Here is a 25775-nt window from a genome sequence, read left to right on the forward strand (position 1 = left end):
GTCTCTCGGCTGCCTTGGTTGCGTTGGCGGTCGAGCCGAAGCCGAGATGATCATGCAGAAGATGTCTGATCTGATCATCAGCTGATGAGATTTACGAAGCATGCTCCGAGAGGCTCCGGTTCCACTGCCGCCCAGGGCGCCGCCGGTCCCGGGGCGATACGGGTGGCCACTGCCGAGGTCACCGCGGGTGAGAGGCGGTGTGTACGGGCAGTTCGGCTCCGGACTGCTCTTGTGCTTGGCATTTCAAGGCTCCTTTGCCTGTCCTGGCGTCCTGGGGAAAACTATGGTCGCCGATGTGATGGAGGTCACGTTTACGGTCATTTAGTTCACGCCTCACCGTCCTCACGCCGGAGAAGACGGTGCACACTGGCAGGTATGCGGCTCATCCCCGGTCACCCAGCCGGACCGGCTTCGGACCGCGCTGCGCACCGCCTGCTGCGCAGCCTCGCTGGGCAGCTCTTCCTCGTGCAGGTGGTGATCGTGGCCGCTGTTGTCGCCGGGGGCGCCGTCCTCGCCTTCCTGTTCACCGAGCAGCGCACCCATGACGCGGCGGTGCGCCAGGCCACGGCCGCCGCCCGGGCGGTCGCCGATGCGCCGAGCGTCCGGGAGGCCGCCGTCCGCCCCGACCCCACGGCCGTCCTCCAGCCGTACGCCGAGCAGGTCCGGAAGGACACCGGCGTCGACTTCGTGACCGTCATGGACCCGCACGGCATCCGCTGGGCGCACCGCGACCCCGCGCAGATCGGCCGCCCCTTCCTCGGCCACATCGACGGTGCGCTCGCCGGACGCACCACCAGCGAGACCTACACCGGCACCCTCGGCCCGTCCGTCCGCGTGGTCACCCCGATCCTCGACGGCAACGCCCAGGTGGTCGGCATGGTCAGCGCCGGCATCACCCTGCATTCCATCAGCGCCGAGCTGCGCGGCCCGCTGCTCGCCCTGACCGGCGTCGCCGCGGGTGCCCTCGCCCTCGGCGGTGCCGGCAGCTACCTCGCCAACGTCCGGCTGCGCCGCCACACCCACGGCATGGGCGCCGCCGAACTCAGCCACCTGTACGACTACCACCAGGCCACCCTGCACTCGGTGCGCGAGGGACTCGTCCTGCTCGACCGCTCCCAGCAGGTGATGCTCTGCAACGACGCCGCCCGTGAACTCCTCGATCTCCATGGCGACGTGGAGGGGCTGCGGTTCGACGCGCTGGGCCTCCCCGACTCGCTGGTGCAGGCGGTGCTCGGCCCTGAGCCGGCCCACGACGAGGTGCACCTGACCGCCGAGCGCGTGGTGGTGCTCAACACCTCGCCGATCGGCACCGACCTCGGCAGCGTGCTCACCCTCCGCGACCACACCGAGCTTCAGTCCCTCACCGGCGAACTGGACAGCGTCCGCGGCTTCGCCGACGCGCTCGGCGCACAGGCGCACGAAGCCGCAAACCGGCTGCACACCGTCGTCTCGCTCATCGAGCTCGGTCGCCACCACGAGGCGGTGGAGTTCGCCACCGCCGAACTCGAGCTCTCCCAGCGGCTCACCGACGACATCGTCGGTGCGGTGGGCGAACCCGTGCTCGCCGCCCTGCTCCTGGGCAAGGCCTCGCAGGCCGCGGAACGCGGCGTCGACCTCGTCCTCACCGAGGACAGCCGGATCGACGACGGCCTGCTGCCACCCGAGCTCGCCCCGCGCGACCTGGTCACCGTCCTCGGCAACCTGATCGACAACGCCGTCGACGCCGCCCTGGAGAACGCAGCCGCCCACCCGGGCCCACCCGAGGTCGCCGTCACCGCCCGCGTCGACGACGGCAGCCTGCTGCTCCGCGTGGCCGACTCCGGCGCCGGCATCGACGCCGACGAGGCCCGCGAGGTCTTCCGCCGCGGCTGGACGACCAAGCAGCACGGACGCGGCCTCGGCCTCGCCCTGGTCGCCCAGACCGCACGCCGCAACGGCGGCACCGTCGAGATCGGCCGCGAGCGCGGCGCCGTGCTCACCGTCCGGCTGCCGCTCCAACGGGACGCCGTCCGATGATCGCCGAGATCGCCGTCCTGGTCGTGGAGGACGATCCGGTCGCCGCCGACGCGGCCGGTCTCCACGTCACCCGCACCCCCGGCTTCCGGCTCGCCGCGACCGCGCACAGCTGCGCCGAGGCACTGCGCGCCCTGGAACGGGCCCGGACCGCCGGCGCCCCGATCGACCTCGTCCTGCTCGACCTCTACCTGCCGGACGGCCACGGCCTGCGGCTGTGCCGCACGCTGCGGGCGTCCGGCCACACCCCGGACATCATCGCGGTGACCGCCGCACGCGACCTGGCGATGGTCCGCGCAGCCGTCTCCGAGGGCATCGTGCAGTACCTGCTCAAGCCGTTCAGCGGCGCCGCGCTGCGCGAACGCCTCGACCACTACGCCCGCTACCGGGCCAGCATCGGCCGCCCGGGCGAGGCCGTCGGCCAGGACGAGGTCGACCAGGCCATCGCGTTGCTCCGCACCCCTGAGCGCCGGACCGCCCTCCCCAAGGGCCTGAGCGCTCCCACGCTGGAGACCGTGGCCGGGGCGCTGCAGGCTGCCGGCAGCGGGTTGTCCGCCGCCGCGGCGGGCACCGCCGCCGGCGTCTCACGCATCACCGCCCGCCGCTACCTGGAACACCTGGTCGACAGCGGCCTCGCCGTGCGCGAGCCCCAGTACGGCCAGGTCGGTCGGCCCGAGCTCTGCTACCGCTGGCGCCGCTGATCTGGCCCATTCGACCACGGTCGGGAAAGCACGCGTTGGTCGCCCCGACAGCGCGTACGCGGCCAAGGTCTTCCGCACGGGCCCGGCGCGCGTTCCGGCCGACCTTCCTCCGTCTCGTCGGCGCCGAGGAGGACCGCAGCACGCCTGCCGCCACCGGCCTGCTTGCCGCCGCGTCAGCCGGCGCTGTCGAGGGCGTCGCGCACGTGGCCGCGGGTGACGCCGAGTTTCCTGAGGGTGTTGGCGACGTGGTGTTCGACGGTGCGAGGAGAGAGGGACAGGGCGTGCGCGATGTCCTTATTCCCGGCGCCGGTGGCGAGGAGCTCGGCGACCTGGTGTTCGCGGGGGGAGAGGTCCGTGCCGTAGCTGCGGCGGCCGCGGGCGGCGGGCCTGAGCCGGCCGCTGTCGCGCAGGGCCTGTTCGCAGCGGGCGGCATCGGCCGTCGCACCGAGGCGGCTGAACACGTCGAGGGCGTCCTGGAGTTCGCGGGCCGTCCCCGGCCGGTCGGGGTGGTGGGCGAGCCTGAGACGTCCGATGTCCTCGGCCACCCTCGCGGCGGTGGGGATGCGCCCGATCGCCTCGTACTGCACGCGGGCGCGTCCCAGGTCGGCGAGCGCGGCGTCGTCGTTGCCGGCGTCGTCGGCGAGCATGCCTCGGCACCAGTCGACCCCGGCGGCCACCCCGGGGGCGTTCAGACCCCGGATGCCGCGTTCGGCCTCGTCGGTCAGGTTCTGTGCCTCGCCATGGCGGCCGCAGGCGAGGGCGGTGCGGACGACGGTCGGGACCAGGTCGACCGGCCGGGACCACAGCTCCTTGGAGCGCCTGCCCGCGACCAGTGGCTCCGTCCGGTGCCAGGCTCCCTGCGTGTCACCCTCCAGCAGGTCGAGCCGGGCGAGCAGGGTGATCGCCTCCGGCGCGATGTCCGCGTTGACGGCAGCGGCGATCGGCTCCAGGCTCGCGCGGGCCCTTGCCCACCGGCCGCGAGCCGTGTCCAGCGTTGCCTTCGGTACCAGCAGTTCGACCTGGAGGTTGCTGTCGTTGGCGGTCTCCTGCAGCATCGCCTCGATCCTGCGGTCCAGGTCGGCCCAGAGCCCGCCCGCGAGATCGAGCTGCAGCCGGATCAGACGGCAACTCACCTGCGTGATCTGGTTGTCGGTGCGCTCACCGAGTTCCTCGGCCTGGCCGAGCAGGACGCGGGCCTCCTGGTCGCAGCCGCGTGCCATCTCGTCGTAGGCCGCGTTGTGCAGGGCGCGGGCGCAGTGGCGGAGGATGCGGCGGTCTGTGCTCCGACGGGGCAGCTGTGCCAGGAGTTCGCGGCCCCGCGGGTCGCCGACCAGCTCAAGCAGGGTGATGTGATTGGCGAGGACATCCGCCCGGGAGACCGGATCGTCACTGTGCGCCACCAGCTGTACGGCCTGCTCCATCCGGGCCAGGTTCTCGGCGATGCTGCCGCCTCGTGCACCGAGGCTGGAGTGGATACTCAGGGTCGCCATGGCGACGGCCGCCAGCTCAGGCCTGGCCGCCAGCTCGACAACCGACTGTTCCAGCTCCACCTGGCTGTCCTGGTGCGGATCGGTGTTGGCCACGATCCGGCCGAGGTTGAAGCGGATCTCGCCACGGACCGTGGTGGCAAGCGCGGGGTCGGCGAGAATCCCCCGCAGTGTCGCGATGCTGGTCACGGGGTCGGCCCGGTAGACGGCGATGGTGCTGAGCGCGAGCGCACAGCGGGCGCGGTCGTCGGGCGGGAGCGTGGGCTCGGCGAGAAGCTGCCCCAGGAGTTCGGCGGCGACGCCGTCATCGCCGACCGCGGTGGCGTGGTCCGCGGCGGCCTGTGCCCGGGGCAGCCAGGCGGCGGTGTCGCCGAGCCTGCGAGTGTGGTGGGCGATCTGGACCAGTGCGGGTGCCTGCTGTGCGGAGAGGACCTCGACGGCGCGGGCATGCAGGCGGCGGCGCCGCGGAGCCGAAATCCTGTCGTAGACCGCGCGGCGGGCCAGCACGTGGCGGAAACCGTAGCGGCCGTTGGCCTTCTCGACGAGGACGTCGGCGTCCAGTACCGCGATGAGTGCCTCCTCGACCTGATCCTCGGTCAGCGTGGCCAGTTCGGAGAGGAGTTCCTCGCTCACGGGGACGGCGAGGACGGCAGCGGCCTGCACGACGGCCGTCGCTGCGGGGTCGAGCGGTTCGATCCGGCTGTTGACCGCCTCCTGCAGGGCGCGCGGCACCCTGGTGTCCTCCACGAGTTCCGGCGGTGCGCCGCCGTCACCCGCCGGGGTGATGCGACGGGCCAGGACGAGGAGGTCCTCCTCGGCGGCGAGGGGGAGGCCGCCGCTGCGCTCGAACAGTTCCCGGCACAGGGGGCCGGTGGCCGCGGGGCCGATGACGGAGGCGGCCAGGTCCCGGACGTCGTCCTCGCTCAGCGGCCCGAGGACGATCTCGGTGCCGCCGACGCCAACGGGCCGGCGGTAGGGCGACCCGAGCACGTTGCCGCTGCCGGGCACGTCGTTCGGACGGTAGGTGAGGACCAGCCGCAGGTGCTCCGGCGGGTTGCGGGCCAGGAGGAGCAGCAGGTCGCGGGTGGCTTCGTCGGCCCAGTGAAGGTCCTCCACCATGAGCACGGCCGGGCCCAGGGCGCCGAGTACCTCGTGGACCGCGCGGATCAGCAGCTGCGTGCGCGGGCCGTCCTCGGGGTTCGGGCCGGGATCGGGGAACCGGTCGGCGAGCTCGGGAACGAGGGGCGCGAGGACGGTGGCACCCGGGCCGAACCGCGCCTCGGGCCCGAAGTGCGACCGGCCGTCGCGCAACGCCTCGATCGCCGGGCCGAACGGCAGCGGTTCGCGCAGCGGATGGCACGCGCCCCGCAGCACGGGCGTGCCGTTCGCGGCGATAAGGTGTTCCGCCTCGTGCAGCAACCGGGACTTCCCGATACCGGCCTCGCCCGCCACGAAGACCACTGCCGGACCGTCACCGAGACCGTCCATGAGTCGGCGCATCGCGTCCTCGCGCCCCACGAACGCGAACCTCGTGCGGTGGTCGGGACCGGGCCTGCCGGCCCGCGCGCCTGGCATGGCTCCTCCGAACGGACTGATCAAGCAGTCGCACTGGCAATTTTCTCACAGTGCTCCCCGGCCGCCCGGCAGGTCGATCCGAGGGCCGCCCGGCGCAGGCCCCGGCCTGGCGCTTTCCGGGCGCTTCGGGATTGATGTGCCGGGCTTGTGCTCGGCATCGCCGTGCCGTGCCTCGTCACGTCGGCGGCCCGTCGGGTGCCGTGGCCCCTGCCGCGTATCCATCCGGCATCGGTGCGAGCGGCGTACAGGCCGACCCATTGACTTCAACGGACGGACGGTGCTTCACTGCCTCAGCACGTTTGAATATGTTTGATTTCGCGCGAACAGGTTTGATTCTTGCTGGTGATGCGGCGACCGTCGGGGAACGGTCGCCTGCGCAGGCCTCCGATCCCGCCTCTCCGGCCGGCCGGCTTCCGCTCGACCCTTCGACGGCCGACGCGGCACAGCCGAACGACGGCCGCTGGGCGGACGTCGCGGCGGAAGTCCATCCACTCACATCGGACTCCCGAGGAAGCACGATGTCCACCAAAGGAAGTTCCCCACTGGACCCGGTCACGAGCGCAGCCGGGCGTACGGCGCCCCAAGCCGCCCACGCACTCCTGCCTCCGTCGGCACCATCGGCTGCCCGGAGCGGCGGAGCCGGGCGGCTGCCCAGGTGGAGGCCCGGCCGGCAGGTCGGCGTTCACCGGCCCGGAGTTTCCCGCGGCCGGCACCCCGACGCCCTGCGGTAGCCCGAGAGCAGTGCTCCGCTGTCCCAACTCCGAACGCACACCGTGCTGTCGTCCGGCTCTTCGGCCCGCGCCTCTGCGGGCAGCGCGCAGGCCAGGAGGCCCCCGTCGGAAGCCTTCTCGCAGGTGGGACCTGCCTTCGGCAGCCGGAAACCGATTCATGAGGGAGGTCTCGACAGTCTTCCCAGGCAATTTTGCTGACGCTGGTCCATGTGCAGGAAATTTCGAGCAGTGAAGAGTCACACCTCGCTTCGAGGAGCTCGGCACAGATGGAGGAAGACCATGAAAAGAAAGGCTTCAGGGCGCAGCCGGCTGGGAGGAGCAGTGTGCCTGCTCGCGCTCGGCGTCGCGAACCTGTTCGCCGTGTCGCCGCCCGCAACGGCTGCGACCCCGGACACGACGGTGACGGTGGACGGAAACGGCACCGGCCGGACCTTCGACGGCATCGGTGCCGTCAGCGGCGGCGGCGGCAACTCGCGCCTGCTGATCGACTACCCGGAGCCCCAGCGGTCCCAGATCCTGGACTACATGTTCAAGCCGGGCTACGGCGCCGCTCTCCAGGTCCTCAAGGTCGAGATCGGAGGCGACACGAACTCCACCGACGGCGCGGAGGCCTCCCACGAGCACGTGCAGGGCCAGGTGCGGTGCGACACCGGCTACGAGTGGTGGCTGATGGAGCAGGCCAAGGCCCGCAACCCCGACATCAAGCTCGCCGCCCTCGCCTGGGGCGCGCCGGGCTGGGTCGGTTCCAACGGCAACATCTGGAACGCCAACGGCATCACCTACCTCAAGGACTGGCTCGGCTGCGCCAGGCAGAACGGACTGTCGATCGACTACCTCGGCGGTCGCAACGAGAGCGGCACCCCGGCCCCGACGTGGTTCCCGCAACTGCGCTCCGCGCTGAACACCGCCGGGTACGGCTCGGTGAAGCTCGTGGCGGACGACGACTGGCACGGCTTCCCGGTCAAGAGCGACACGACCGGCACCTGGCCCCTCCTCACGCAGATGGGGGCCTACCCCGACTTCGCCAACTCGGTGGACATCATCGGTCACCACTACCCGTGCGAGGGCACCAACGGCGGCACCGGTGACACGGGCACCGCCTACAACTGCCCGGTTCCGGCCGCGGCCACCCAGTCCGGCAAGCCGATCTGGGCGAGCGAGAACGGCTCCCTGGACATGAACGCGGGCACCGCGCAGCAGATCCGCACCATCACCCGCGGCTACCTCGACGGGAAGATCACCGCGACGTTCAACTGGCCGCTCATCGCCGCGCTCTACCCCAACCTGCCGTTCAACACCGTGGGCCTGCTGCAGGCGGATCAGCCGTGGTCGGGGTACTACAACGTAGGCGCGACCGTGTGGTCGACCGCCCAGATCACCCAGGTCACCAAGCCGGGGTGGAAGTTCATCGACTCCGCCTCCGGATACCTCGACGGCGGCACCGGCAGCGCCACGTCGCCCGGCAGCTACGTGACGCTCAAGTCGCCCACCGGGGGCGACTGGACCACCGTCGTGGAGACCAGCACCGCCACCGGCCCGCGGACCGTGCACCTCAACGTCACCGGCGGCCTGTCGACCGGCACCGTCCACGTCTGGGCGAGCAACCTGGCCTCCACCGACCCGTCGCAGTACTTCCTGCGGGGGACCGACATCACGCCGCAGAACGGCAGCTACTCCTTCACCGCGCAGCCCGGCTACGTGTACTCGCTCACCACCACCACCGGACAGTCCAAGGGCAGCACCGCCCTGCCTCCGCAGGCCTCGCTGACCCTGCCCTACAACGACAACTTCGACGGCTACGCGCTGCACAGCGAGGCCGCTCTCCTGGCCGACATGAACGGCTCCTTCGAGGTCGCCTCCTGCGGCGGCGGGCGAAGCGGCCAGTGCGTGCGTCAGATGGCCAACCAGACCCCGCTGCCGTGGGCGGGTAACAGCTCGCAGCCCTACACGCTGATGGGCGACGGCGGGTGGCGTGACTACACGATCGGCGTCGACACCCTGCTCGAACAGCCCGGAACGGTCCGCGTCATGGCCCGCGTCGGCGCGCAGTGGGGCGTCGCCAAGATCAATGCGTACTCCCTGCAGGTGTCCGACCAGGGCGCCTGGTCCATCGTCAAGACCGATACCAACGGTACGACGACCAACCTCAGGTCCGGCACCACCACGGCGCTCGGCACCGGAACGTGGCACCACCTCGCCGTCACCGTCCAGGGCAGCACCATCACCGCCGCGGTCGACAACGTCACGGTCGGCTCCGCCACCGACGCGGCCTTCACCGCCGGGCAGGTCGGCCTGGCCCTGGGCGGCTACCAGACCCAGGAGTTCGACAACCTCACCATCAACCCGATCGGCCAGCTGCCGTCGGCCTACACGTACCAGATCACCAGCCACGGGACCAAAATGGCCCTGGACCTCGCCGGCGACCCCACAGTGACGGGTGCAAAGACCGTACAGCAGCCCGTCAGCAGCACCGCCGACTCCCAGAAGTGGCAGCTGAGCGCCAGGAACGGCTCCTTCACCCTGACCGACGTCGCCAGCGGCGAGGTGCTCGACGTCCCCGGAAACAGCACCACCGACGGCCTCCCGCTGGAGCAGTGGACGGCCAACGGCGGGGACAACCAGCACTGGCGCATCACCCCGACCGCGAACGGCTCCTACACCATCGCCACCCGGCTCAGCAGCGGATACCTCCTGGACGTCTTCCGCGCCCTCCCCGACCCCGGCACGTCCATCGTGCAGTACCACAGCACCGGTCAGCCCAACCAGCAGTGGGACTTCACCCCCGTTCCCGCCGCCGGGGCCGGTTACAACCTCTCCAACGTCGCGAGCGGCCTGGTCATGGATATGTCGGGCGGCTCCCTCAACCCCGGCGGCAGCGCCATCCAGTGGACGCCAAACGGAGGCACCAACCAGGTGTGGGACCTGCACACCGCCGCCACCGCGGGCATGTTCACCATCACCAACCGCATGTCCGGCCTGTGCCTGGACGTCGCCGGTTCCTCGACCGCCGACCAGGCCCAGATCCAGCAGCAGACCTGTGCCGTCGGCAGCCGCAGCCAGCAGTGGGCCTTCCAGCCGGCCGCCAACGGCCACTGGGCGCTGATCAACCTCAACAGCACCAAGGCCCTCGACACCGCCGGTTCCTCCACCGCCAGGGGCGCCAACATCGTCCAGCAGACCCCGAGCAGCACCGCCGTGACCCAGCAGTGGACGCTCATCCCCTCCTGACGCACGGACCCCCTGCACGCCCAGGCCGACGGTCCGGCCCCCCACACCGGGGGCCGGACCGTCGGCCTCGGAGCGCCGCGCACGCATCCACGCCCGCCGCGCCGACCGGCCCTTCGGCAGTTGACGATCGGTCGGCAACCGGCGGGGTCGGTACGCAGTGCTCGACGGCGCCAGGCGGGGAGGTGCAGCCGCATCAGGTTGGGGGATTCTGTTGCATTTCATTGCCGACCTGTTGGATTTTCCCCTACACTGGCCGACAGGCACGACGAGAGGCGCCGGAGGCAGACCCAGCCGCCCACGCCGGTGGTCGTTCGCCCGGAGACCGCTGTGCGCCGTCGGCAACGCTTCCCGCGCGGTAGCCGACAGCATCTGCGTGCCCGCGCCCACACATCCAGGGCGTTGGTGGCCGGTGCTCCCGACGTCGGGGCCACAGCTCGCGGGCCCCTCCGCCCGGCCCACCGGCAACTGCTGGGCAGTCGCCGCGAGGCCCTGGGATTCCATCGAAGGACGAGTCGCCCATGCATGTGCCCGGCTCCCCGCGGAAATCGCTCGTGTCGAATCATCGGACCTGCCGAATGTCCGCCGGGACGACAGAACGGCGCGGCTTGCGAACGGCGGCCGGGACGCTGTTCCGCGGCCGCCGCGAATGGCAGCGGTCCGAATGTGCCGAGCAGGCACATCGACGAAACCTGACACCGTCCACCGCGCCTCCGGCCCCGACCGTGCCCGTGAGGAGAGGTGGCGGTGGCCCTCCCGTCAAGGTCCGGGCCCGCCGGCACCGGCCCTCCGGGTCCGGCCCGGACGGCCGCCGTCCAGGGCCCTACCCAGGGAATACCTACGTCTCCGCGGGCAGTACCCACCGCGTCCCCCGACTGCGCGTTCCGAAGCACGCACATGTCACCCATCTCAGGCAACGGCTATACCCACGCGATATGAAAAAGACATCGTAATCCTGTTCCTCGGCCGTGGCCCCGGACCCTCGGGCGGGTTTTCATAGAAACGAGCCGGAAAAAACAATCCACCGAACGGCATACCGGCCGCATCCCCCACGGGACATCGCAGCACGTATTTCCTGAATCGGCCGGGCGAAACCCGGTGCCGCAGCACCACGGGATTTCGTGCACCCCGTCCCGCCCTGCCTGAACACCCAGCCGCCGCGGCACCAGCCCCCGGACCCGTGCACCGACCACGGGCCCACGGCACCCTGCGCGCCTGCGACGGCACGAGCACCACGCCGGGAGACCGCCATGACCACCGCCCGCGACCTCGAACAGGTCGGCGACCAGAGCGCCGGACCGCACCCCATGTGTTCCCGAGCCGCCTGCGCCACGGCCGCCGCCGAGGCGTCCGTCCCGCAGATGCGTCGATTCGTGCTGTACTGCGTCCGCCATCTCGGCCTGTCCGAGAACACCTGCGACACGGCCTGCCTGGTCGTCAGCGAGCTGGTGACCAACGCCGTCCTGCACAGCGGCAGCCACTCGGTCGCGGTCCTGGTCGCCATCGGACCGGAGCACCTGCTCATCTCGGTGCGCGACTGCGGATGCTGGCGCGAACGGCCCGAAGCCCGTCGCAGCGGCGCCGACGCCGACGCCCCCTGCGGGCGGGGCCTGGAGCTGGTCCGGGCGCTGACCGACCGCTGCACGGTCGCGTCCGGTCCCACCGGCACTCTCGTCGAGGCCTGCGTGCGGCTCCCCGCGGCGCGGTCCGCCCACCCGGAGGAGGAACGATGACGGCGGGGACGGGCGCCGAAGGGCCCCGATCGGCCACCCACGGGCAGGCGCGGCGGCGGGCGTCCCACCGGGCGCTGCTGCTCCGGATCCTCCGCCGCAACGGCCCCGCGACCCGGCAGGAACTCGTCCGGCAGAGCGGTCTGTCGCTCACCACCGTCGCAAGCCTGGTGGCCGAGCTGGAGTCGCACGGTCAGGTCACCCAGACGGCCATCCCGCACGGCCGGTCCGGCCGCCGGCCGGTCCTCGTCTCCTTCGACCGGACCGCCGGCGCTGCCCTGGCCGTCGACATCGGCCCGCGCCGGCTGGCGGTGGCCGTGGGCAGCCGGTTGCACCCCGTCCTGGCGGAACGCCGGGTGGACCTTCCGTCCGGGCACGAGGCGCGGGCCACGGAGCGCCTGCTGCTGGCCTGCATCGACCAGGTACTGACCGATGCCCGGGTCGGCCCGGAGGTCCTGCTCGGCGCGGCCCTCGCGCTGCCCGGAGCCAGCCGCCCGGACCGCGGCTGCCCGCCGGTCCTCGGCCCCGCGCAGGGCCTGTGGGCGGGAACCGTGGCGCGGATGGTGAGCCGGCGCTGGCAGATCCCCGTGGCCGTCGAGAGCAGTGCCGGCCTCGGCGCGCTCGCGGAGTCCTCCCGGGGTGAGGCCGCAGGCGCGCACACCGTGCTCAACGTCGCCTACAGCGGAGGCATCGAGGTGGGGATCGCGATCGGGGGGACCCTCCACCGCGGCCGCACGGGCCGCGCCGGGAGCCTCGGCCACCTGGTGGTCCGCCCCGGAGGCCGGTTCTGCCGATGCGGACGGCGCGGGTGCCTGGAGGCGTACCTGGACGACAAGGCCCTGCGGCGCGTGTTCGCGCGCGACCGCGGTGCTGCCGCTTCGGCGACGACGCGCCCGGGCCCAGGCCGGGTCACGGATCTCGACACGGACGGCATCACCCTTCTCGCGGAGGCCGTGGCGACGGCGGTCCTGCTGCTCGACCCGTCGGTCATCGTGCTCGGCGGGGCACTTGCGCCGCTCGGTGAGCGACTGGCGGGGCCGCTGCGCTCGGCGCTGCGCGCACTGCCCTTCGACTCCACCGCGCTGGTGTTGTCCTCCACGCTCGGGGAGCGGGCGGCGCTCCTGGGAGGTGTGGAGCTGGTGCTGGCGGCAGCCGGTGATCCCGGGGAGTCTCCGGCCCCGGGCCCCGCCCGGGAAAGCTGACGGCAGACGCCGGTGCGGCGCAGGGGGTGTGTCGGGTGTGCCGTGCCGATGGCCGGTCACGTGTCGCCAGATGCGGAAGCATCAGAATCAAACACCGATGAGCGCTCGCGTAGCGGGGGCGCCGATCGCTGACGGTCGGTCGAACCGGGGTTCCCGCCCTGTCGCACGCTGAACCCAAGTGCCATGTCCTGCTGGCACAATGAGGTGCCCGGCGGTGCGGAGCAGGAAGAGGGGAGTCGAGAAGCAGTGACGAACCGTTGCCGGTTGTCTTGACAAGCGGGACGGCCGGCCCGAGGCTCTCCACTGGTTGGTTCCGTTGGATTCAGTGCCTTTGTGTGCTGATCACGTTCCGGGAGGCCCCCATGACTCCGATCCTCCGCAGGAAACGACAGAAGAGTCGTCACAGGATCGCCGGCTTTGCCACCACCCTGGCCGTCCTGTGTGGCGGCGGTGCACTGAGTACGGCCGCCCTTGTCGGCCTGGGACTGGCCGCCGCCGCCCCTGCCGCCGCGCTCCAGAACTCACAGGCCGTCACCCCGCAGATGGGTTTCAACAACTGGAACTCCACCCACTGCCGGGCCGAGTTCGACGAGGCGATGGTGAAGGGCATCGCGGACATCTTCGTCTCCCAGGGGCTGAAGGCCGCCGGTTACACCTACGTCAACCTCGACGACTGCTGGGCGCTGCCGAACCGCGACGCGGGCGGCAACCTCGTCGCCGACCCGGTGCGCTTCCCCGACGGCATCAAGGCGGTCGCCGACTACGTCCACTCCAAGGGCCTGAAGTTCGGGCTCTACTCCAGTGCCGGCACCAAGACCTGTGACGGGAGCGGATTCCCCGGCGGCCTCGGCCACGAGCAGCAGGACGCCAACCTGTGGGCGTCCTGGGGAGTGGACTACCTGAAGTACGACAACTGCAACAACCAGGGCGTCGACGCCCAGCAGCGCTACAAGGCGATGGGTGACGCGCTCAGGGCCACCGGCCGCCCCATCCTCTACAGCATCTGCGAGTGGGGCAGCAGCCAGCCCTGGACCTGGGCCCAGGAGGTCGGCAACTCCTGGCGCACCACCGGCGACATCTCCGACTCCTGGTCGAGCATGATCACCATCGCGCACGCCAACCAGTCCCTCGCCGCGTACGCGGCCCCCGGCAGCTGGAACGACCCGGACATGCTGGAGGTCGGGAACGGCGGCATGACCGACACCGAGTACCGCACCCACTTCAGCCTCTGGGCGCAGATGGCCGCTCCCCTGCTGATCGGCACCGACCTGCGCACCGCCACGCCGGCCACCCTGGCCATCCTCACCAACACCGACGTCATCGCCGTCGACCAGGACCCGCTGGGGCGCCAGGGCACCGTGCTCGCCGACGACAACGGCCTGGTGGTGATGAGCAGGCCGCTCGCCGACGGCTCCCGCGCCGTCACCCTGACCAACGAGACCGCCACCGCCGGGACGATCTCCACCACCGCCGCGGCCGCCGGCATCGGCGGCGCCGCCTCGTACACCCTGAAGGACCTCTGGTCCAAGCAGACCACCACCACGACCGGGGCGATCAGTGCCTTGGTCCCCTCGCACGGCACGGTGATGTTCCGGGTCACCCCGAGCGCGCCGACCGCACTGACCACCGGCCTGTACCAGCTCGGCGACCTGGCCTGGACCTCCGCCGTCGGCGGCTGGGGCCCGGTCGAGCGCAACCACAGCAACGGCGAGACCGCACCGGGTGACGGACGGACCCTCACCATCGGCGGCGCCACCTACGCCAAGGGCCTCGGCGTGCATGCCCCCTCCGACATCCGCTACCACCTCGGCGGCACCTGCACGAGCCTCACCGTCGACGTTGGAGTCGACGACGAGGTCGGGAACAGCGGGGCGGTGGACTTCCAGGTATACCGCGACAGCACCCTGGTCGCGGACAGCGGAATCCGCCGCGGCACCGACCCCGCCCTGCGCCTGACCGCCGACCTCACCGGCGGCAACGACCTCCGGCTGGTGGTCACCGACGGCGGCGACGGCAAGAACTACGACCACGCCGACTGGGCCGCGGCTCGTGTCGGGTGCGGCAGCGTGCCTTCGGCCGGCACGCACGCCCTGAGCGACCTGACGTGGACCTCCGCGCTCAACGGCTGGGGCCCGGTCGAGCCGAACCGCAGCAATGGCGAGACCGCGCCCGGCGACGGACGGACCCTCACCATCGGCGGCGCCACGTACGCCAAGGGCCTCGGCACCCATGCCACCTCGACCGTCACCTACTACCTCGGCGGCAGGTGCACCGCGCTGAGTACCGACGCAGGCGTGGACGACGAGGTCGGCAACAACGGCTCGGTGGACTTCCAGATCCTCGCTGACGGCGTCAAGGTCGCCGACAGTGGAACGGTCACCGGCAGCGGCGCAGCCGTGCACCTCAACGCCCCGCTCACCGGCGCCTACGAGCTGACCCTGCAGGTCGGGCCCGCAGACGGCGGCAACGCCTACGACCACGCGGACTGGGCGGCGCCCCAGCTGACCTGTTCGTGACCCCGCGCCCTCGGCCGGTCCTGCAGCCCCACGGCCGCAGGACCGGCTTCGGCATGCCCGGCGACCCGAACCGTCACTCCGGACCCGCCGGCGGGTCCGCGTCGGGCCGTGGTTTGACCATGTTGATTTCTGTTGGATATTCTCCGTCACGTCGGCCGCGGACCACGCACCAGGCGGAGCATCCATGGCATACGCGTCCTCTCCCACCGGCGGCACCCCGAGCCCGGGCACACCGCGCACCGTCACCGCGGCCGATCGGATGTGGCTGGTCACCCTGAACACCCGACACCCGGGCGGCGGGCAGGGCGCGCACACGTTCGTGGAGCGGGCCGCGACCGAGGGCCAGGCCGTCCGTGCGGCACTGCACCGCTCCTCGACCGAGGCGGCGGTGCGGCACCGGCGGGATGCGGCGCTCCACCCGGCAACTCCGCCGGTCGTCGAGGCCTGGCGGAGTTCCGGCGCCCGGACCCCGGGCTGACCGACTCCCGGCAGGACCGGCGGGCCGGGGCGCACGCGCCCCGTGCCGGTGTGCCCCGGGACGACCGAAACCCGTTGCTCCCACCGAGGACACCACGATGAAGCACTCCAGAGCGGGGCAGCCCGTGCTGCCCGGTGAACTGATCGACGTTGCCGCCCTGGTCACCGCGTACTACACGCTGCGTCCGGACCAGCGGAAGGCGGCCCAGCGGGTGGCGTTCGGCCAGTCCGGGCACCGTGGGTCCGCACTCGACCTCTCGTTCAACGAGGACCATGTGGCGGCCATGACCCAGGCCGTCTGCAACTACCGGGCGGCCCACGGCATCACCGGCCCGCTCTTCCTCGGGGCCGACACCCACGCGCTGTCCGAGCCCGCCAGGGTGACCGCGATCGAGGTTCTCGCCGCGAACGGCGTCAGCGTCTTACTGGACCGCGTCGGCTGCGCAACCCCGACCCCCGCCGTGTCGCATGCGATCCTCCGCCACAACCGGGCCCACCCGGCGGGGCCGTACGCCGACGGCATCGTGCTGACGCCATCTCTGCACCCGCCCCGTGACGGCGGGTTCAGGTACAACCTGCCGCACGGCGGCCCGGCCGGATCCCGTACCGCCGCCTGGCTCCAGGACTGCGCCAACGCGCTGATCTCCGTCGGCCGCGCCGGAGTGCGCCGCTTCTCGTACACCCGCGCCCAGAAGGCCACCGAACGCTACGACTACCTCGGCAGCTACGTGGACGACCTGCCGGCCGTCACCGACCTCGACGCCGTCCGGGGCAGCGGTCTGCGGATCGGCGCCGACCCCCTCGGTGGGGCATCGGTCGCCTACTGGCACAGGATCGCGGAGGTCCACCGGCTGGACCTGACCGTCGTCAACCCGGTCACCGACCCCACCTGGGGCTTCATGGCCCTCGACCGGGACGGGCAGATCCGGACGGACTGCTCCTCGCCGTACGCGATGGCCTCTCTGATCGACCGCAAGCACGAGTTCGGCGTCGCCACCGGCAACGATGCGGCTGCCGACCGCCACGGCATCGTCACCCCCGACGGGGGCCTGATGGATCCCGACCACTACCTGGCGGTCGCGGTCGCCTACCTTTACCGCAACCGCACCGGCTGGCCGTCAACGGCCGCTGTGGGGAAGACTCTCGTCTCCTCCTCGATGATCGACCGGGTGGCGGCGGACCTGGGCCGCGGCGTGATCGAGGTCCCGCGCGGCTTCACCTGGTTCGTCGGCGGCCTCCATTCCGGTGCGATGGCGTTCGGGGGAGAGGGCTCTGCCGGGGCGTCCTTCCTGCGCAGGGACGGCTCGGTGTGGACGACCGACAAGGACGGCATCCTGCTCGCCCTGCTCGCCTCCGAGATCACCGCGGTGACCGGACGCAGCCCCTCCGAGCTCTACACCGTGCTCACCAAGCGGTTCGGCATGCCCGCCTGCACCCGGGTGGACGCCCCGGCGGACCGGATGCGCAGGACCGCGCTGGCCAATCTCTCGCCGACGCGGGTGAAAGCCGACCGGGTGGCCGGGGAGAAGGTGACCGCGGTGCTGGCCAGGGCCCCGGGCAACGGCGCCCCGATCGGCGGGCTCAAGGTGTGCACCGAGAACGCCTGGTTCGTGGTCAGCCCGTCCGGCACCGAGGACGTCTGCACGATCCACGCCGAAAGCTTCCTCGGCCAGGCCCACGTGGCACAGGTTCAGACCGAGGCGCAGGCCGTTCTCGACGAGGCGTTGGCGGCGACGTGACCACATCCGGCACGCTCCGGAGCCGGTGGGAGCGGCGCACCGCCCGCGGCGCCGGGCCGGCAGGAATCGCACGGAGGTACCGGCCCGGTGGCCACTGAGCGCGCCGTGGACCTCGGCGCCGGAGCCCTCCGACCGCACCGACCGGACACCCGAGCGGCGATGGCCGCCGCGGCGGCGGAACTCGTAGGGCCCGGACGCACCGTCGCGCTGGGCGCGTCGGACCAGGCGGCCGTCGTCGCGCGCTGCCTGCTGGCAGTGCCCGGGCTGACCGTGGTGACGAACTCCCTTCCTGCGGCAGGCCTGCTGCGGGAGGCCGCCCGGGAGCGGCGGGCGGCCCCGGCCGTGTTCCTGACCGGCGGGACGCCGACCCCCTCCGGTGCGCTGGTCGGGGTGTTGGCCGAGGAGACGATCCGCTCGCTCCACGTCGATCTGGTGATCCTCGGCGCGCACGGCGTAACGGCGAGCGAAGGCGTGACCGCGGTCGGGCCCGCGGAGGCCCGGACCGACCGTGCGTTCATCGCCTCCGCCCGGCGGACGGCCGTCGTCGCGGACCGCACGGCCTGGGGCGTGCTCGGCCCGGCCGACGTCGCCGCCGCCCAGGAGATCGACTGCTTCGTCACCGACGACGCGCTGCCCGCCGCGGCCCGTGCCGCCCTGGAGAGCGCGGTGGGGGAGCTCGTCGTGGTGCGTGTTGCCCGATGACCCGGCGCCCCGGCCTCCTGGGGCCGTGCGGGCGTCACGACGGGGAGCGCGACATTTCGGCGGACGGTGGCGCGGTGAGTGTGATGACGGGAGCGGCGGTCGGTGGTGCGGATACCGACGTCGACGGTGACGGCGTCGGCCGGGGGGCGACGGCTCCGCTGCCGCGGTCCGACGGCGCGGCCGAGGGCTCGCGGTTCGTACGGTGGCCGGTGCCCGGAGCAGGGGCGGCAGCGCTGGGAGCGGTGGGAACGGCGGGAGCGGTGGCCGGGAGGGCGCTCGTCGTGGGAGGTGCCACACCTGGCACCGGCGAGGGCGGGACCGGCCGTGAGACCGACGGCGGCGGCGACGGAAGTGGGAGCGCCGTGGCCGGTGTCGACCCGGGCCGGACCGTCGGTCGCGGGGCGTCGGTGGCCGGTGCCGACGGCGTCGGAGACCCGCGGGGTGGCGCGTCGTTCGAGGAAGCGGCCTGCGCCGGGACATGTGCGGCGGCCGACCTCGGTGCGACGGCGGTCGGCGTCGAGCTGCTGCTCCGTGCCCCGGGACTCGGGAGCGGTGACGGTCCGACAGCCGCTGGCCTCGCGGGGACGGACGGCAGCCGCGATGGCCCGGTCGCCGGAGTACCGGAGTCCGACACGGGCGAGGCCGGGGACAGGTTCGCCGAGGCCGCCGGGACGGTCGGGGCGCTGTCGGGTGCCGCAGGACGTTCGAGCGACCCGCCGGGCGGTGGGGGACTCGGCTGGTCCCCGGTCAGGCCGGATGAGGACTGTACGCACCAGGGCGCCGCGAGAGCGGCCGCGGCGCCGACGATGAGCGCCACCCACAGCCACACGGCGGGCCGGCCCCTGCGATGCCTGGCCCGTCGGCCCAGGAAGGTCGGCCGTCGGGGCCGTCGCGCGTGGCGCTTCCGGGTGCGGGAAGACTTCATGACCGGGGGGCGATCTGGTCGAGGACCCGGTGCAGGGTGTCCGCCGCCGCGGTCGGCCGCAATCCGTCGGGCGGCGCGGTTCGCGGTGGAGCCGGCTCGGGTGCTGCGCCGCGGTCCGTCCGCTGCACGGGCACCGGGCCGGCGGTTTCGCGTCCGGCGCCCGCGTCCGGCTCGTCCACCCGGCGCAACTGCTGCACCAGGTAGGTCCTGAGCTGTTCCCGGCAGGTCCGCTCCGCCGCGCGAAGCCGCGCGATGTCCGCCTCCAGGACGGTCTTCGAGGAGTGCAGCGCGTCGAGCACAGTGCGCCGCTCCTCGGAGGCCCGGCGCCGGAGCGTCAGTGCGGCGGACTGGGCAGAGGCTTCGACGTCCCGGGCCTGTCGGCGGGCGCGGTCGAGCACGGAGGCCGCCTCGCGGCGGGCCGCCGCGACCTCCTCGTCGGCCACGCGCTGCGCGAGCTCCAGGACCCGTTGGGCCGCGGCCGACTTTGACGCGATGTCGCCCCGGTCGCCGTCGGGCGCTGTGTCCCCGGACGGCCCGGCCGCCGACTCGGTACCGAGGACGGCAGCGGTCAGCCGTCGGCGGAGATCGTCGATGGTGCGCAGCATGGCGCAGAACTCCTGCTCCACCTCGTCGAGGAAGTCGTCGACCTCCTGTGGGTGGTAGCCGTGCCGCAAGCGCACGGCTGTGAACTCCTTGGTCCGGAGGTTTTCGAGGGTGAGTGGCACGGGTCACCTCTTCGGGGCGGGTGCAACGGGCGGGTCCGGCGGACGGACGGATCGAGCGGCGCGAGCGCTGCGCGTGGACTGCCGGGGTGGCGGCCCACACTGAATCGCTCCGTGTGCGCACCATGTTCGCGGGCGGACGGGCTGGAGTGCGGGGATTGCGAGGCGTGGCCGCCGATCCGGTGCGCCCCAGGGAACGCGCCACCCGCCCGCTGGTCAACCGTTCTGATGGCAACTGCCCCGTTTCCGCGCTTTTGGGGAACTCCGGCCGTGCCGCTCCGGTCGGCAGGGCTTCGGTGGGTCGGACTGCCGCCCGCCGGCATCCGGCCAGGTCGCCGCCACTGCGGTGGTCGTGAGGGTGCCGTGGCGGACGGGCGCCGACGGTCCGGTGGCCGCGGTGTGCGGTGCGGGCGACTGTGGCGGAATGCGGGCGGGTCCTTGACGCGTCGCGCGGACGGCTGCGATAGATGGACCCCCGCATCGTGTGGCAATTCGGTGGAATGCGTTTGATTCTGCGATGGTGCATCCCTGGTCCGATGGGACATTCGTGCCCCCGCCCCGTTCTCCGCCGCCGGTCCGCCGCTCACCGCGGAGCCCAGCGCACCATCCATCCGAGGTCCCTATGTTCCGTATGTCCCCCAGGGCGTCATGTGCCGTTGCTGTGCTCGTCGCGATCGTGACCCTCGGATCCTGTACCGGCGGGAGCCCCCAGGCGGGCCCCAGGTCCGGCAGGATCTCGATCGCCTACCTCCAGAAGCAGGGTGACCAGCAGTACTTCCAGGACGAGGCGGCCGGTGCGCGGGCGCGCGCGTCGGAGTTGGGCGTCGACCTGGAGGTCGTGGACGTCGGCACGGACGCGGGAAGGACGCTCGATGCCGCGCGGGCGGCGGCGGCCCGTGGGGTGAGTGGTCTCATCGTCACGGTGCCGGATCCCGTCCTCGGGCCGCAGCTGGTGGAGATCGCGCACAAGTCCCGGGTCGAACTGCTGGCCTCCGACGACCAGATGTGCGCCGACCTCCCCGACCCCAGTGTCTGCGCGCACCAGAAGCTGGTGCCCCGCGTCGGGTTCAGCGGGGCCGCGATGGGAGAGGCGGTCGGCCGGCGTGCTGCTGAGGAGTACCTGAAGGCGGGATGGCAGCCCGAGCAGACCCGTATCGTCGCCGCGGGCCGGACGGACCTCAGTGTCTGCCGCGAGCGGATGGATGCGGCGAAGCTGGCTTTCCTGCAGGAGGCGGGTCAGGTCCGCACCCTGGACATCGCGACGGACAACACTCCCGAGGGTGCCCGCAAGGTGGTGGCCTCCGCAACGGCGGCGGAAGCGGGCTCGCCCAGGCACTGGGTGGTGTGGGGGTGCAACGACGAGAACGTCCAGGGCGCCCTCGCCGCACTGCGGGCGGCCGGCGTCGCGGAGCCCAACGTGATCGGGGTGGGGCTTGGTGCCTACCTCGCCTGCAAGGGCTGGGAGAGCGGGGCGCCCTTCGCCATGAGGGCCGCTCTGGCCATCAAAGGCCGGGACGTGGGCGCCCTCGCGGTGCAGACCATGTACGAAAGGCTCAGGGACAGCAAGCCTTTCCCGGCGGAGGCACTCGCCCCCACTGTCATGGCGGATCCGGCGACGTGGCGGACGGCGGGAATCACGTGCACCTGATTTTGGGACCGACGCCTGCACACCCGGTCGTTTCGGATGACTCTTCGACCAGAATGGGCATACAGCCCTCCGGCCGCGTACCGGCCGGCGATACCGAAGATCGGCTGCGCTATATTCGGAGCCGTCGATCGGATGTATCACGAAGAGTCTGGGGTGGCCGTGGCAGATCAAGGACTGCTGGCGAAACAGCGGCGTGCTCTGATCCTCGAAGCGGTGCGCCGCGACGGCGCGGTGCGTGTCTCGGACCTGGTGGCCAGTCTCGGGGTGTCCGACATGACCGTCAGACGTGACCTCGACGCCCTCGAACGGCGAGGGATGCTGGAGAAGGTCCACGGCGGCGCCGTGGCCACGGTGGGGAGCGGCGAGGAGCCCGGCTTCGACGTCAAGTCCGGGCTGGAGTCCGCGGCCAAGGCGTCCATCGCGGATGCGGCGGCAGCCCTGGTGAAGCCCGGCAGTGTGGTCGGACTCGGGGCCGGCACGACGACGCATGCGGTGGCCAAGCGCCTGCTGAACATCCCGGATCTGACACTGGTCACCAATTCGCTGCCGATCGAGCAGCTCTTCAGGAATTCCGTCCCGAATGCCCAGGCGCCCACCGTGCTCCTGACGGGCGGGGCAGCCACGCGGTCGGAAGCGCTCGTCGGTCCCATTGCGGACCGCACCATTGAATCCCTTCATATGGATGTGCTCATTCTCGGCACCCACGGGGTGAGTGAGAGGGAAGGCCTGACGAGCCCCAATCTGGCGGAGGCGCAGACAAACCGGGTATTCATTTCCCGGACCCGGCAGGTGGTCGTGGCCGCCGACCACACGAAGTGGGGAACGGTGGGCCTCAGTACATTCGCAGAACTGGGACAGATCGGATTCTTTGTCACCGATGCGGGTCTGTCGGTCGAGGCGCGGTCCGTCCTGGGCGAGCGGGTCGGGCAGCTCATCGTCGTGGGTGTCGGTGAGGAGCAGCGGGGGAACGGCCGCTGACCCCGTGCCCGCCCTCCGCGACCGCAGCGCCGTGAGCAGCTGGTCCCGGACTGCGCACGGGGCATTGGGCAGGTGTGAACGCTCCCATTTCCCGGGGTGACGGATACCGTGCGGGTTCGGCGTCCGGCCGATTTCACCCGGCCGGCCCCACCGGGGGCCTCGCGGCCGGAAAACCGGCAGAACCCGAGCATTGAAACGGGAATCCGGAATTCCTTGACGGGCTGCTCCGGGTTGGGTCTCATGGGGGATCCGTACGGGCTTCCAACCGGCCTCCGACCGAATGGGGTCCAGCAGTGCCCTCAATTCCCTCCGGCGCGAATCGGCGCACCCCCGCCCCTGCGGCCGAAGAAGGCCGCCGCCGCGGACGGCTCCGCCTCCGCCTCCTGACCGGACTCTCCCTCGCGGGCCGCTACCCCCTGCCGCGTGCCGCCGGGAGCGGGACGAGGGCCTGGGGGTGCGCGTCACGCGGCTGGCACCGGCGCCCTCGGACGTCCTGCGAGCACGTGCAGACGCCTTGGGCCTGCAGGCGCAAGGAGCGGTAGCCGGGTCGTGAGGCCGGCAGAAGCCGGTGCGGGTGCATGCCTCGCGGGCAGTGCCCACCCGTGTGAATGCTCCGCCCGCGTGTTGTCCTGCCGCGCGTTCTCCTCGTGCCCCCGATCGGAGTCCGACGGTCCGCCGGGGGCCGCGGCACCGACCCGTCGTGCCTGCCGAGAGTTGCGCCAGTGATGTGACTGTCAGTCAACATCGGCAGCTGATCGGGTATTTGACTGAACAAATCTCCGGTGCGCCCGGCCGTACCGGCGCGCCTTCCGCCGGATGGTTACAAGGTGGTATCGACCCTCCTGTCCCCTTGACGCTGCCGCGTAACGGAGGTGTCATATGTTGCATACCGTTTGAACATGTTGGTTCTTGGGGGTTTAACGATCGCGAACTTGCGGTCGGCCCCGAAGAAGGCCCCAGTCCCCACCTCGGTCAGCCATCGAATCCGATGCTGCTGCTCATCTCCCCCGCACTCGTACCCTGCGCCGCCGTCGGCGCACGCTCGAAGGAGCTCCCCATGTTCCGCACCACCAGCCGTGCCGCCGCCGCGGCGGGCCTGCTGCTCACCCTCGGTCTGACCACCGCCTGTTCCACCGGTCAGGAGTCGGTGAAGTCCGACGCCGCTCCGGCGGCGCCGGTGAGCGGGAAGATCTCGATCACCTACCTGCAGAAGCAGGGCGACCAGGAGTACTTCGTCGGCGAGGCGGCCGGCGCGAAGGCGAAGGCCGCCGAACTGGGCATCGACCTCAAGGTCGTGAACCTCGGCAACGACGCCAACAAGACGGTCAGCGAGGTCCAGTCGGCCATCGCGCAGAAGACCAACGGCATCATCATCGTGGTGCCGGACCCGGCCGTCGGCCCGCAGGTCGTGCAGACCGCGAAGGACGCGAAGGTCGCGCTGCTGACCTCGGACGACCAGATCTGCGCGACCGGCCCCGACCCGTCCGCCTGTAACAAGGACAGCCTGGTCGCGAGGATCGGCTTCTCCGGGCAGCAGATGGGCGCCGAGGTCGGCAAGCGTGCCGCCGAGGAGTTCAAGAAGGCCGGCTGGAGTCCGGCGGACACCCGGATCATCTCCGCGTGGAAGCAGGACGTCACCGTCTGCGGCGACCGCGTGAAGGCCGCCAAGGATGCGTTCGCCACGGGCGCGGGCGCCCAGGTCCAGAACATCGACGTGGCGACCGACAACACCCCCACCGGTGCCCAGGACAAGATCGCCGCCACGGTCACCGCCAACGCGGGCGTCAAGCACTGGGTCGTCTGGGGCTGCAACGACGAGAACGTCCAGGGCGGCGTCACGGCCATGGAGAACGCCGGCATCAGCGCCGACAACGTGATAGGCGTCGGCCTCGGCGCCTACCTCGCCTGCAAGGACTGGAGCGGGAGCAAGGCGTCCGGCATGAAGGCCGCTCTCTTCATCAACGGCAAGGACGTCGGCGCCCTCGCCGTCCAGACCATGTACGACAAGCTCAAGAACAGCAAGGACTTCCCGAAGGAGGCCTTCGCGCCGACCACCATGGTCGACCCGACCACCTGGAAGTCCGCCGGCGTCTCCTGCAGCTGACACCCCCCGAACCGGCCGGACCGTTCCCCGGCGGTCCGGCCACCGCCGCCCAGGCCCGACGGGTGGCCCCCCAGGGCCTGGGCGGCGTACCCCTCCTTCACCCCGCGCGGAACCGCACCCCGCAACCCCGACAACCCGCGCGACGACTCCTCCCACCCTCCCGCACGGATCGAAGGTGACCACCTTGAGCAGAGCCCCCGACACGAATCCCGAACCCCGGCCGCCCACCGCCCAGTCCTCCCGCAGTGCCGGCGTGCAGAACGTCTCCAAGCGGTTCGGCGCGGTGCAGGCTCTCGACGGTGTCACCCTGGACTTCCCCGCCGGCCAGGTCACCGCCCTCATGGGCGAGAACGGTGCAGGCAAGTCCACCCTGCTCAAGATCCTCACCGGCGACCACCAGCCCACCGAGGGCCACGTCGTCATCGACGGCAGGCCCGTCCAGCTCTCCTCGCCGATCGACGCCCGCCGCGCCGGGATCCGGATCATCCCGCAGGAACCCGAGATCATCCCGCACGTCTCCGTCGCCGAGAACGTCTACGCCGGCTCCCTGCCCCGCGGCGTCGGCCGCCGCCTGGACCGCGCCGAACTGTGCCGCCGCATCACCGCAGACCTGCACCGCCTCGGCTTCGACAAGGTCCTCGACCCCGACCTCCTCGGCTCCCAGCTCACCCCCGCCCAACGCCAGCTCGTCGAGATCCTGCGCGCCCTGACCGGCGAGGCCAAGGTCATCGCCTTCGACGAGCCCACCTCCTCGCTCTCCGAGCACGAGGTCGACGCCCTCTTCGCCCTCATCCGCCGGCTGCGCGACCAGGGCGTCGCCGTCGTCTACGTCTCCCACCGCATGCAGGAGATCTTCCAACTCGCCGACCGCATCGCCGTCCTGCGCGACGGCGCGCTCGCCGGCATCCAGAACGCCGCCACCACCAGCGAGGGCGAACTCGTGCGCCTCATGGTCGGCCGCGACCTCACCACCATGTTCTCCCGCACCCACGTCGCCACCGACCGCCTCGTCCTCGACGTCCGCGGCCTCACCACCGACGACGTCACCGGCATCGACCTGCAGATCCACGCCGGCGAGGTCGTCGGCCTCGCCGGCCTCATCGGCGCCGGACGCTCCGAACTCGCCCTCGCCCTCGCCGGCGACCGCCCCGTCCGCGCCGGCACCGTCACCCTCGACGGCAACCTGCTGCCCTCCGGCAAACCCGGCGCCGTGATCCGCGCGGGCCTCGGCCTCGCCCCCGAGGAACGCAAGGCCCAGGCCCTGTTCCTGCACCGCTCGATCCGCGACAACACCTCCACC

At 71.8% G+C, this 25775-nt stretch carries 14 protein-coding genes and 2 pseudogenes; 14 read left to right on the forward strand and 2 right to left on the reverse strand.

Annotation, left to right across the window (positions count from 1 at the left end; translation table 11 throughout):
* Positions 1-375: 375 nt before the first annotated feature.
* Together IE98_RS0109325 and IE98_RS0109330 are read left to right on the forward strand one after the other, a co-directional pair.
* Positions 376-2016 (forward strand): sensor histidine kinase, encoded by a 1641-nt coding sequence (locus IE98_RS0109325; protein WP_052390317.1) that lies wholly within the window; start codon positions 376-378, stop codon positions 2014-2016.
* A complete protein-coding gene (locus IE98_RS0109330; protein WP_030267195.1) occupies positions 2013-2714 on the forward strand; it encodes a response regulator in 702 nt (233 codons plus the stop codon). Before IE98_RS0109325 ends, IE98_RS0109330 begins: the two co-directional genes overlap by 4 nt.
* Positions 2715-2887: 173 nt before the next feature.
* Here IE98_RS0109330 and IE98_RS0109335 read toward each other — a convergent pair whose 3' ends face one another.
* Positions 2888-5719, reverse strand: coding sequence for an ATP-binding protein (locus tag IE98_RS0109335; protein ID WP_030267198.1), 2832 nt, complete (start codon positions 5717-5719; stop codon positions 2888-2890).
* Positions 5720-6828: 1109 nt separating this feature from the next.
* Here IE98_RS0109335 and IE98_RS0109340 point away from each other — a divergent pair.
* The 8 genes and pseudogenes from IE98_RS0109340 to IE98_RS0109370 all read left to right on the forward strand — a co-directional run bounded on the left by IE98_RS0109340 (position 6829) and on the right by IE98_RS0109370 (position 18098).
* A complete protein-coding gene (locus tag IE98_RS0109340) occupies positions 6829-9735 on the forward strand; it encodes an RICIN domain-containing protein (protein ID WP_052390319.1) in 2907 nt (968 codons plus the stop codon).
* A gap of 1247 nt (positions 9736-10982) precedes the next feature.
* The gene (locus IE98_RS44405) at positions 10983-11465 is read left to right on the forward strand and encodes an ATP-binding protein (RefSeq protein WP_052390320.1); all 483 of its coding nucleotides are present in this window, start codon (positions 10983-10985) and stop codon (positions 11463-11465) included.
* A complete protein-coding gene (locus IE98_RS0109350) occupies positions 11462-12664 on the forward strand; it encodes an ROK family protein (RefSeq protein WP_030267202.1) in 1203 nt (400 codons plus the stop codon). The genes IE98_RS44405 and IE98_RS0109350 overlap by 4 nt, the downstream gene beginning before the upstream one ends.
* A 362-nt stretch (positions 12665-13026) precedes the next feature.
* Positions 13027-14724, forward strand: a pseudogene (locus tag IE98_RS0109355) (NPCBM/NEW2 domain-containing protein); the annotation flags it as partial.
* Between the two features lie 33 nt (positions 14725-14757).
* Positions 14758-15180, forward strand: a pseudogene (locus IE98_RS50690) (NPCBM/NEW2 domain-containing protein); the annotation flags it as partial.
* A 184-nt stretch (positions 15181-15364) separates the two neighbouring features.
* Complete coding sequence (locus IE98_RS0109360; RefSeq protein ID WP_030267206.1) at positions 15365-15658, forward strand: hypothetical protein; 294 nt, start codon at positions 15365-15367, stop codon at positions 15656-15658.
* A gap of 97 nt (positions 15659-15755) precedes the next feature.
* Complete coding sequence (gene pgm / locus IE98_RS0109365) at positions 15756-17396, forward strand: phosphoglucomutase (alpha-D-glucose-1,6-bisphosphate-dependent) (protein ID WP_030267208.1); 1641 nt, start codon at positions 15756-15758, stop codon at positions 17394-17396.
* An 87-nt stretch (positions 17397-17483) separates the two neighbouring features.
* Positions 17484-18098, forward strand: a complete 615-nt coding sequence (locus tag IE98_RS0109370; RefSeq protein WP_052390321.1) for a hypothetical protein — start codon at positions 17484-17486, stop codon at positions 18096-18098.
* Between the two features lie 921 nt (positions 18099-19019).
* On the opposite strand, the gene IE98_RS0109375 is transcribed toward IE98_RS0109370, so the two are convergent.
* Complete coding sequence (locus tag IE98_RS0109375; protein ID WP_078660876.1) at positions 19020-19748, reverse strand: DivIVA domain-containing protein; 729 nt, start codon at positions 19746-19748, stop codon at positions 19020-19022.
* A gap of 658 nt (positions 19749-20406) precedes the next feature.
* Between IE98_RS0109375 and IE98_RS0109380 the strand changes: the two genes are divergently transcribed.
* From IE98_RS0109380 to IE98_RS0109395, 4 genes are all read left to right on the forward strand, one after another.
* Positions 20407-21393 carry a substrate-binding domain-containing protein gene (locus tag IE98_RS0109380; RefSeq protein ID WP_159400865.1) on the forward strand — a complete coding sequence of 329 codons (987 nt, stop codon included), beginning with the start codon at positions 20407-20409 and terminating at the stop codon, positions 21391-21393.
* 153 nt (positions 21394-21546) lie between these two features.
* The gene (locus IE98_RS0109385) at positions 21547-22371 is read left to right on the forward strand and encodes a DeoR/GlpR family DNA-binding transcription regulator (RefSeq protein WP_324605756.1); all 825 of its coding nucleotides are present in this window, start codon (positions 21547-21549) and stop codon (positions 22369-22371) included.
* 1057 nt (positions 22372-23428) lie between these two features.
* A complete protein-coding gene (locus IE98_RS0109390) occupies positions 23429-24475 on the forward strand; it encodes a substrate-binding domain-containing protein (RefSeq protein ID WP_030267220.1) in 1047 nt (348 codons plus the stop codon).
* Positions 24476-24659: 184 nt separating this feature from the next.
* A partial coding sequence (locus IE98_RS0109395; protein ID WP_234443468.1) for a sugar ABC transporter ATP-binding protein occupies positions 24660-25775 on the forward strand: 1116 nt, incomplete at its 3' end.

This window comes from Streptomyces sp. NRRL B-24484, assembly GCF_000717715.1.
Taxonomy (GTDB): Bacteria; Actinomycetota; Actinomycetes; order Streptomycetales; family Streptomycetaceae; genus Kitasatospora.

Excerpts from the sequence above, each read along its gene's own strand:
- IE98_RS0109390 (WP_030267220.1), top strand. The coding sequence starts at position 23,429 with ATGTTCCGCACCACCAGCCGTGCCGCCGCCGCGGCGGGCCTGCTGCTC.
- IE98_RS0109360 (WP_030267206.1), top strand. The coding sequence starts at position 15,365 with ATGGCATACGCGTCCTCTCCCACCGGCGGCACCCCGAGCCCGGGCACA.
- IE98_RS44405 (WP_052390320.1), top strand. The coding sequence starts at position 10,983 with ATGACCACCGCCCGCGACCTCGAACAGGTCGGCGACCAGAGCGCCGGA.
- IE98_RS0109325 (WP_052390317.1), top strand. The coding sequence starts at position 376 with ATGCGGCTCATCCCCGGTCACCCAGCCGGACCGGCTTCGGACCGCGCT.
- pgm (WP_030267208.1), top strand. The coding sequence starts at position 15,756 with ATGAAGCACTCCAGAGCGGGGCAGCCCGTGCTGCCCGGTGAACTGATC.
- IE98_RS0109350 (WP_030267202.1), top strand. The coding sequence starts at position 11,462 with ATGACGGCGGGGACGGGCGCCGAAGGGCCCCGATCGGCCACCCACGGG.
- IE98_RS0109330 (WP_030267195.1), top strand. The coding sequence starts at position 2,013 with ATGATCGCCGAGATCGCCGTCCTGGTCGTGGAGGACGATCCGGTCGCC.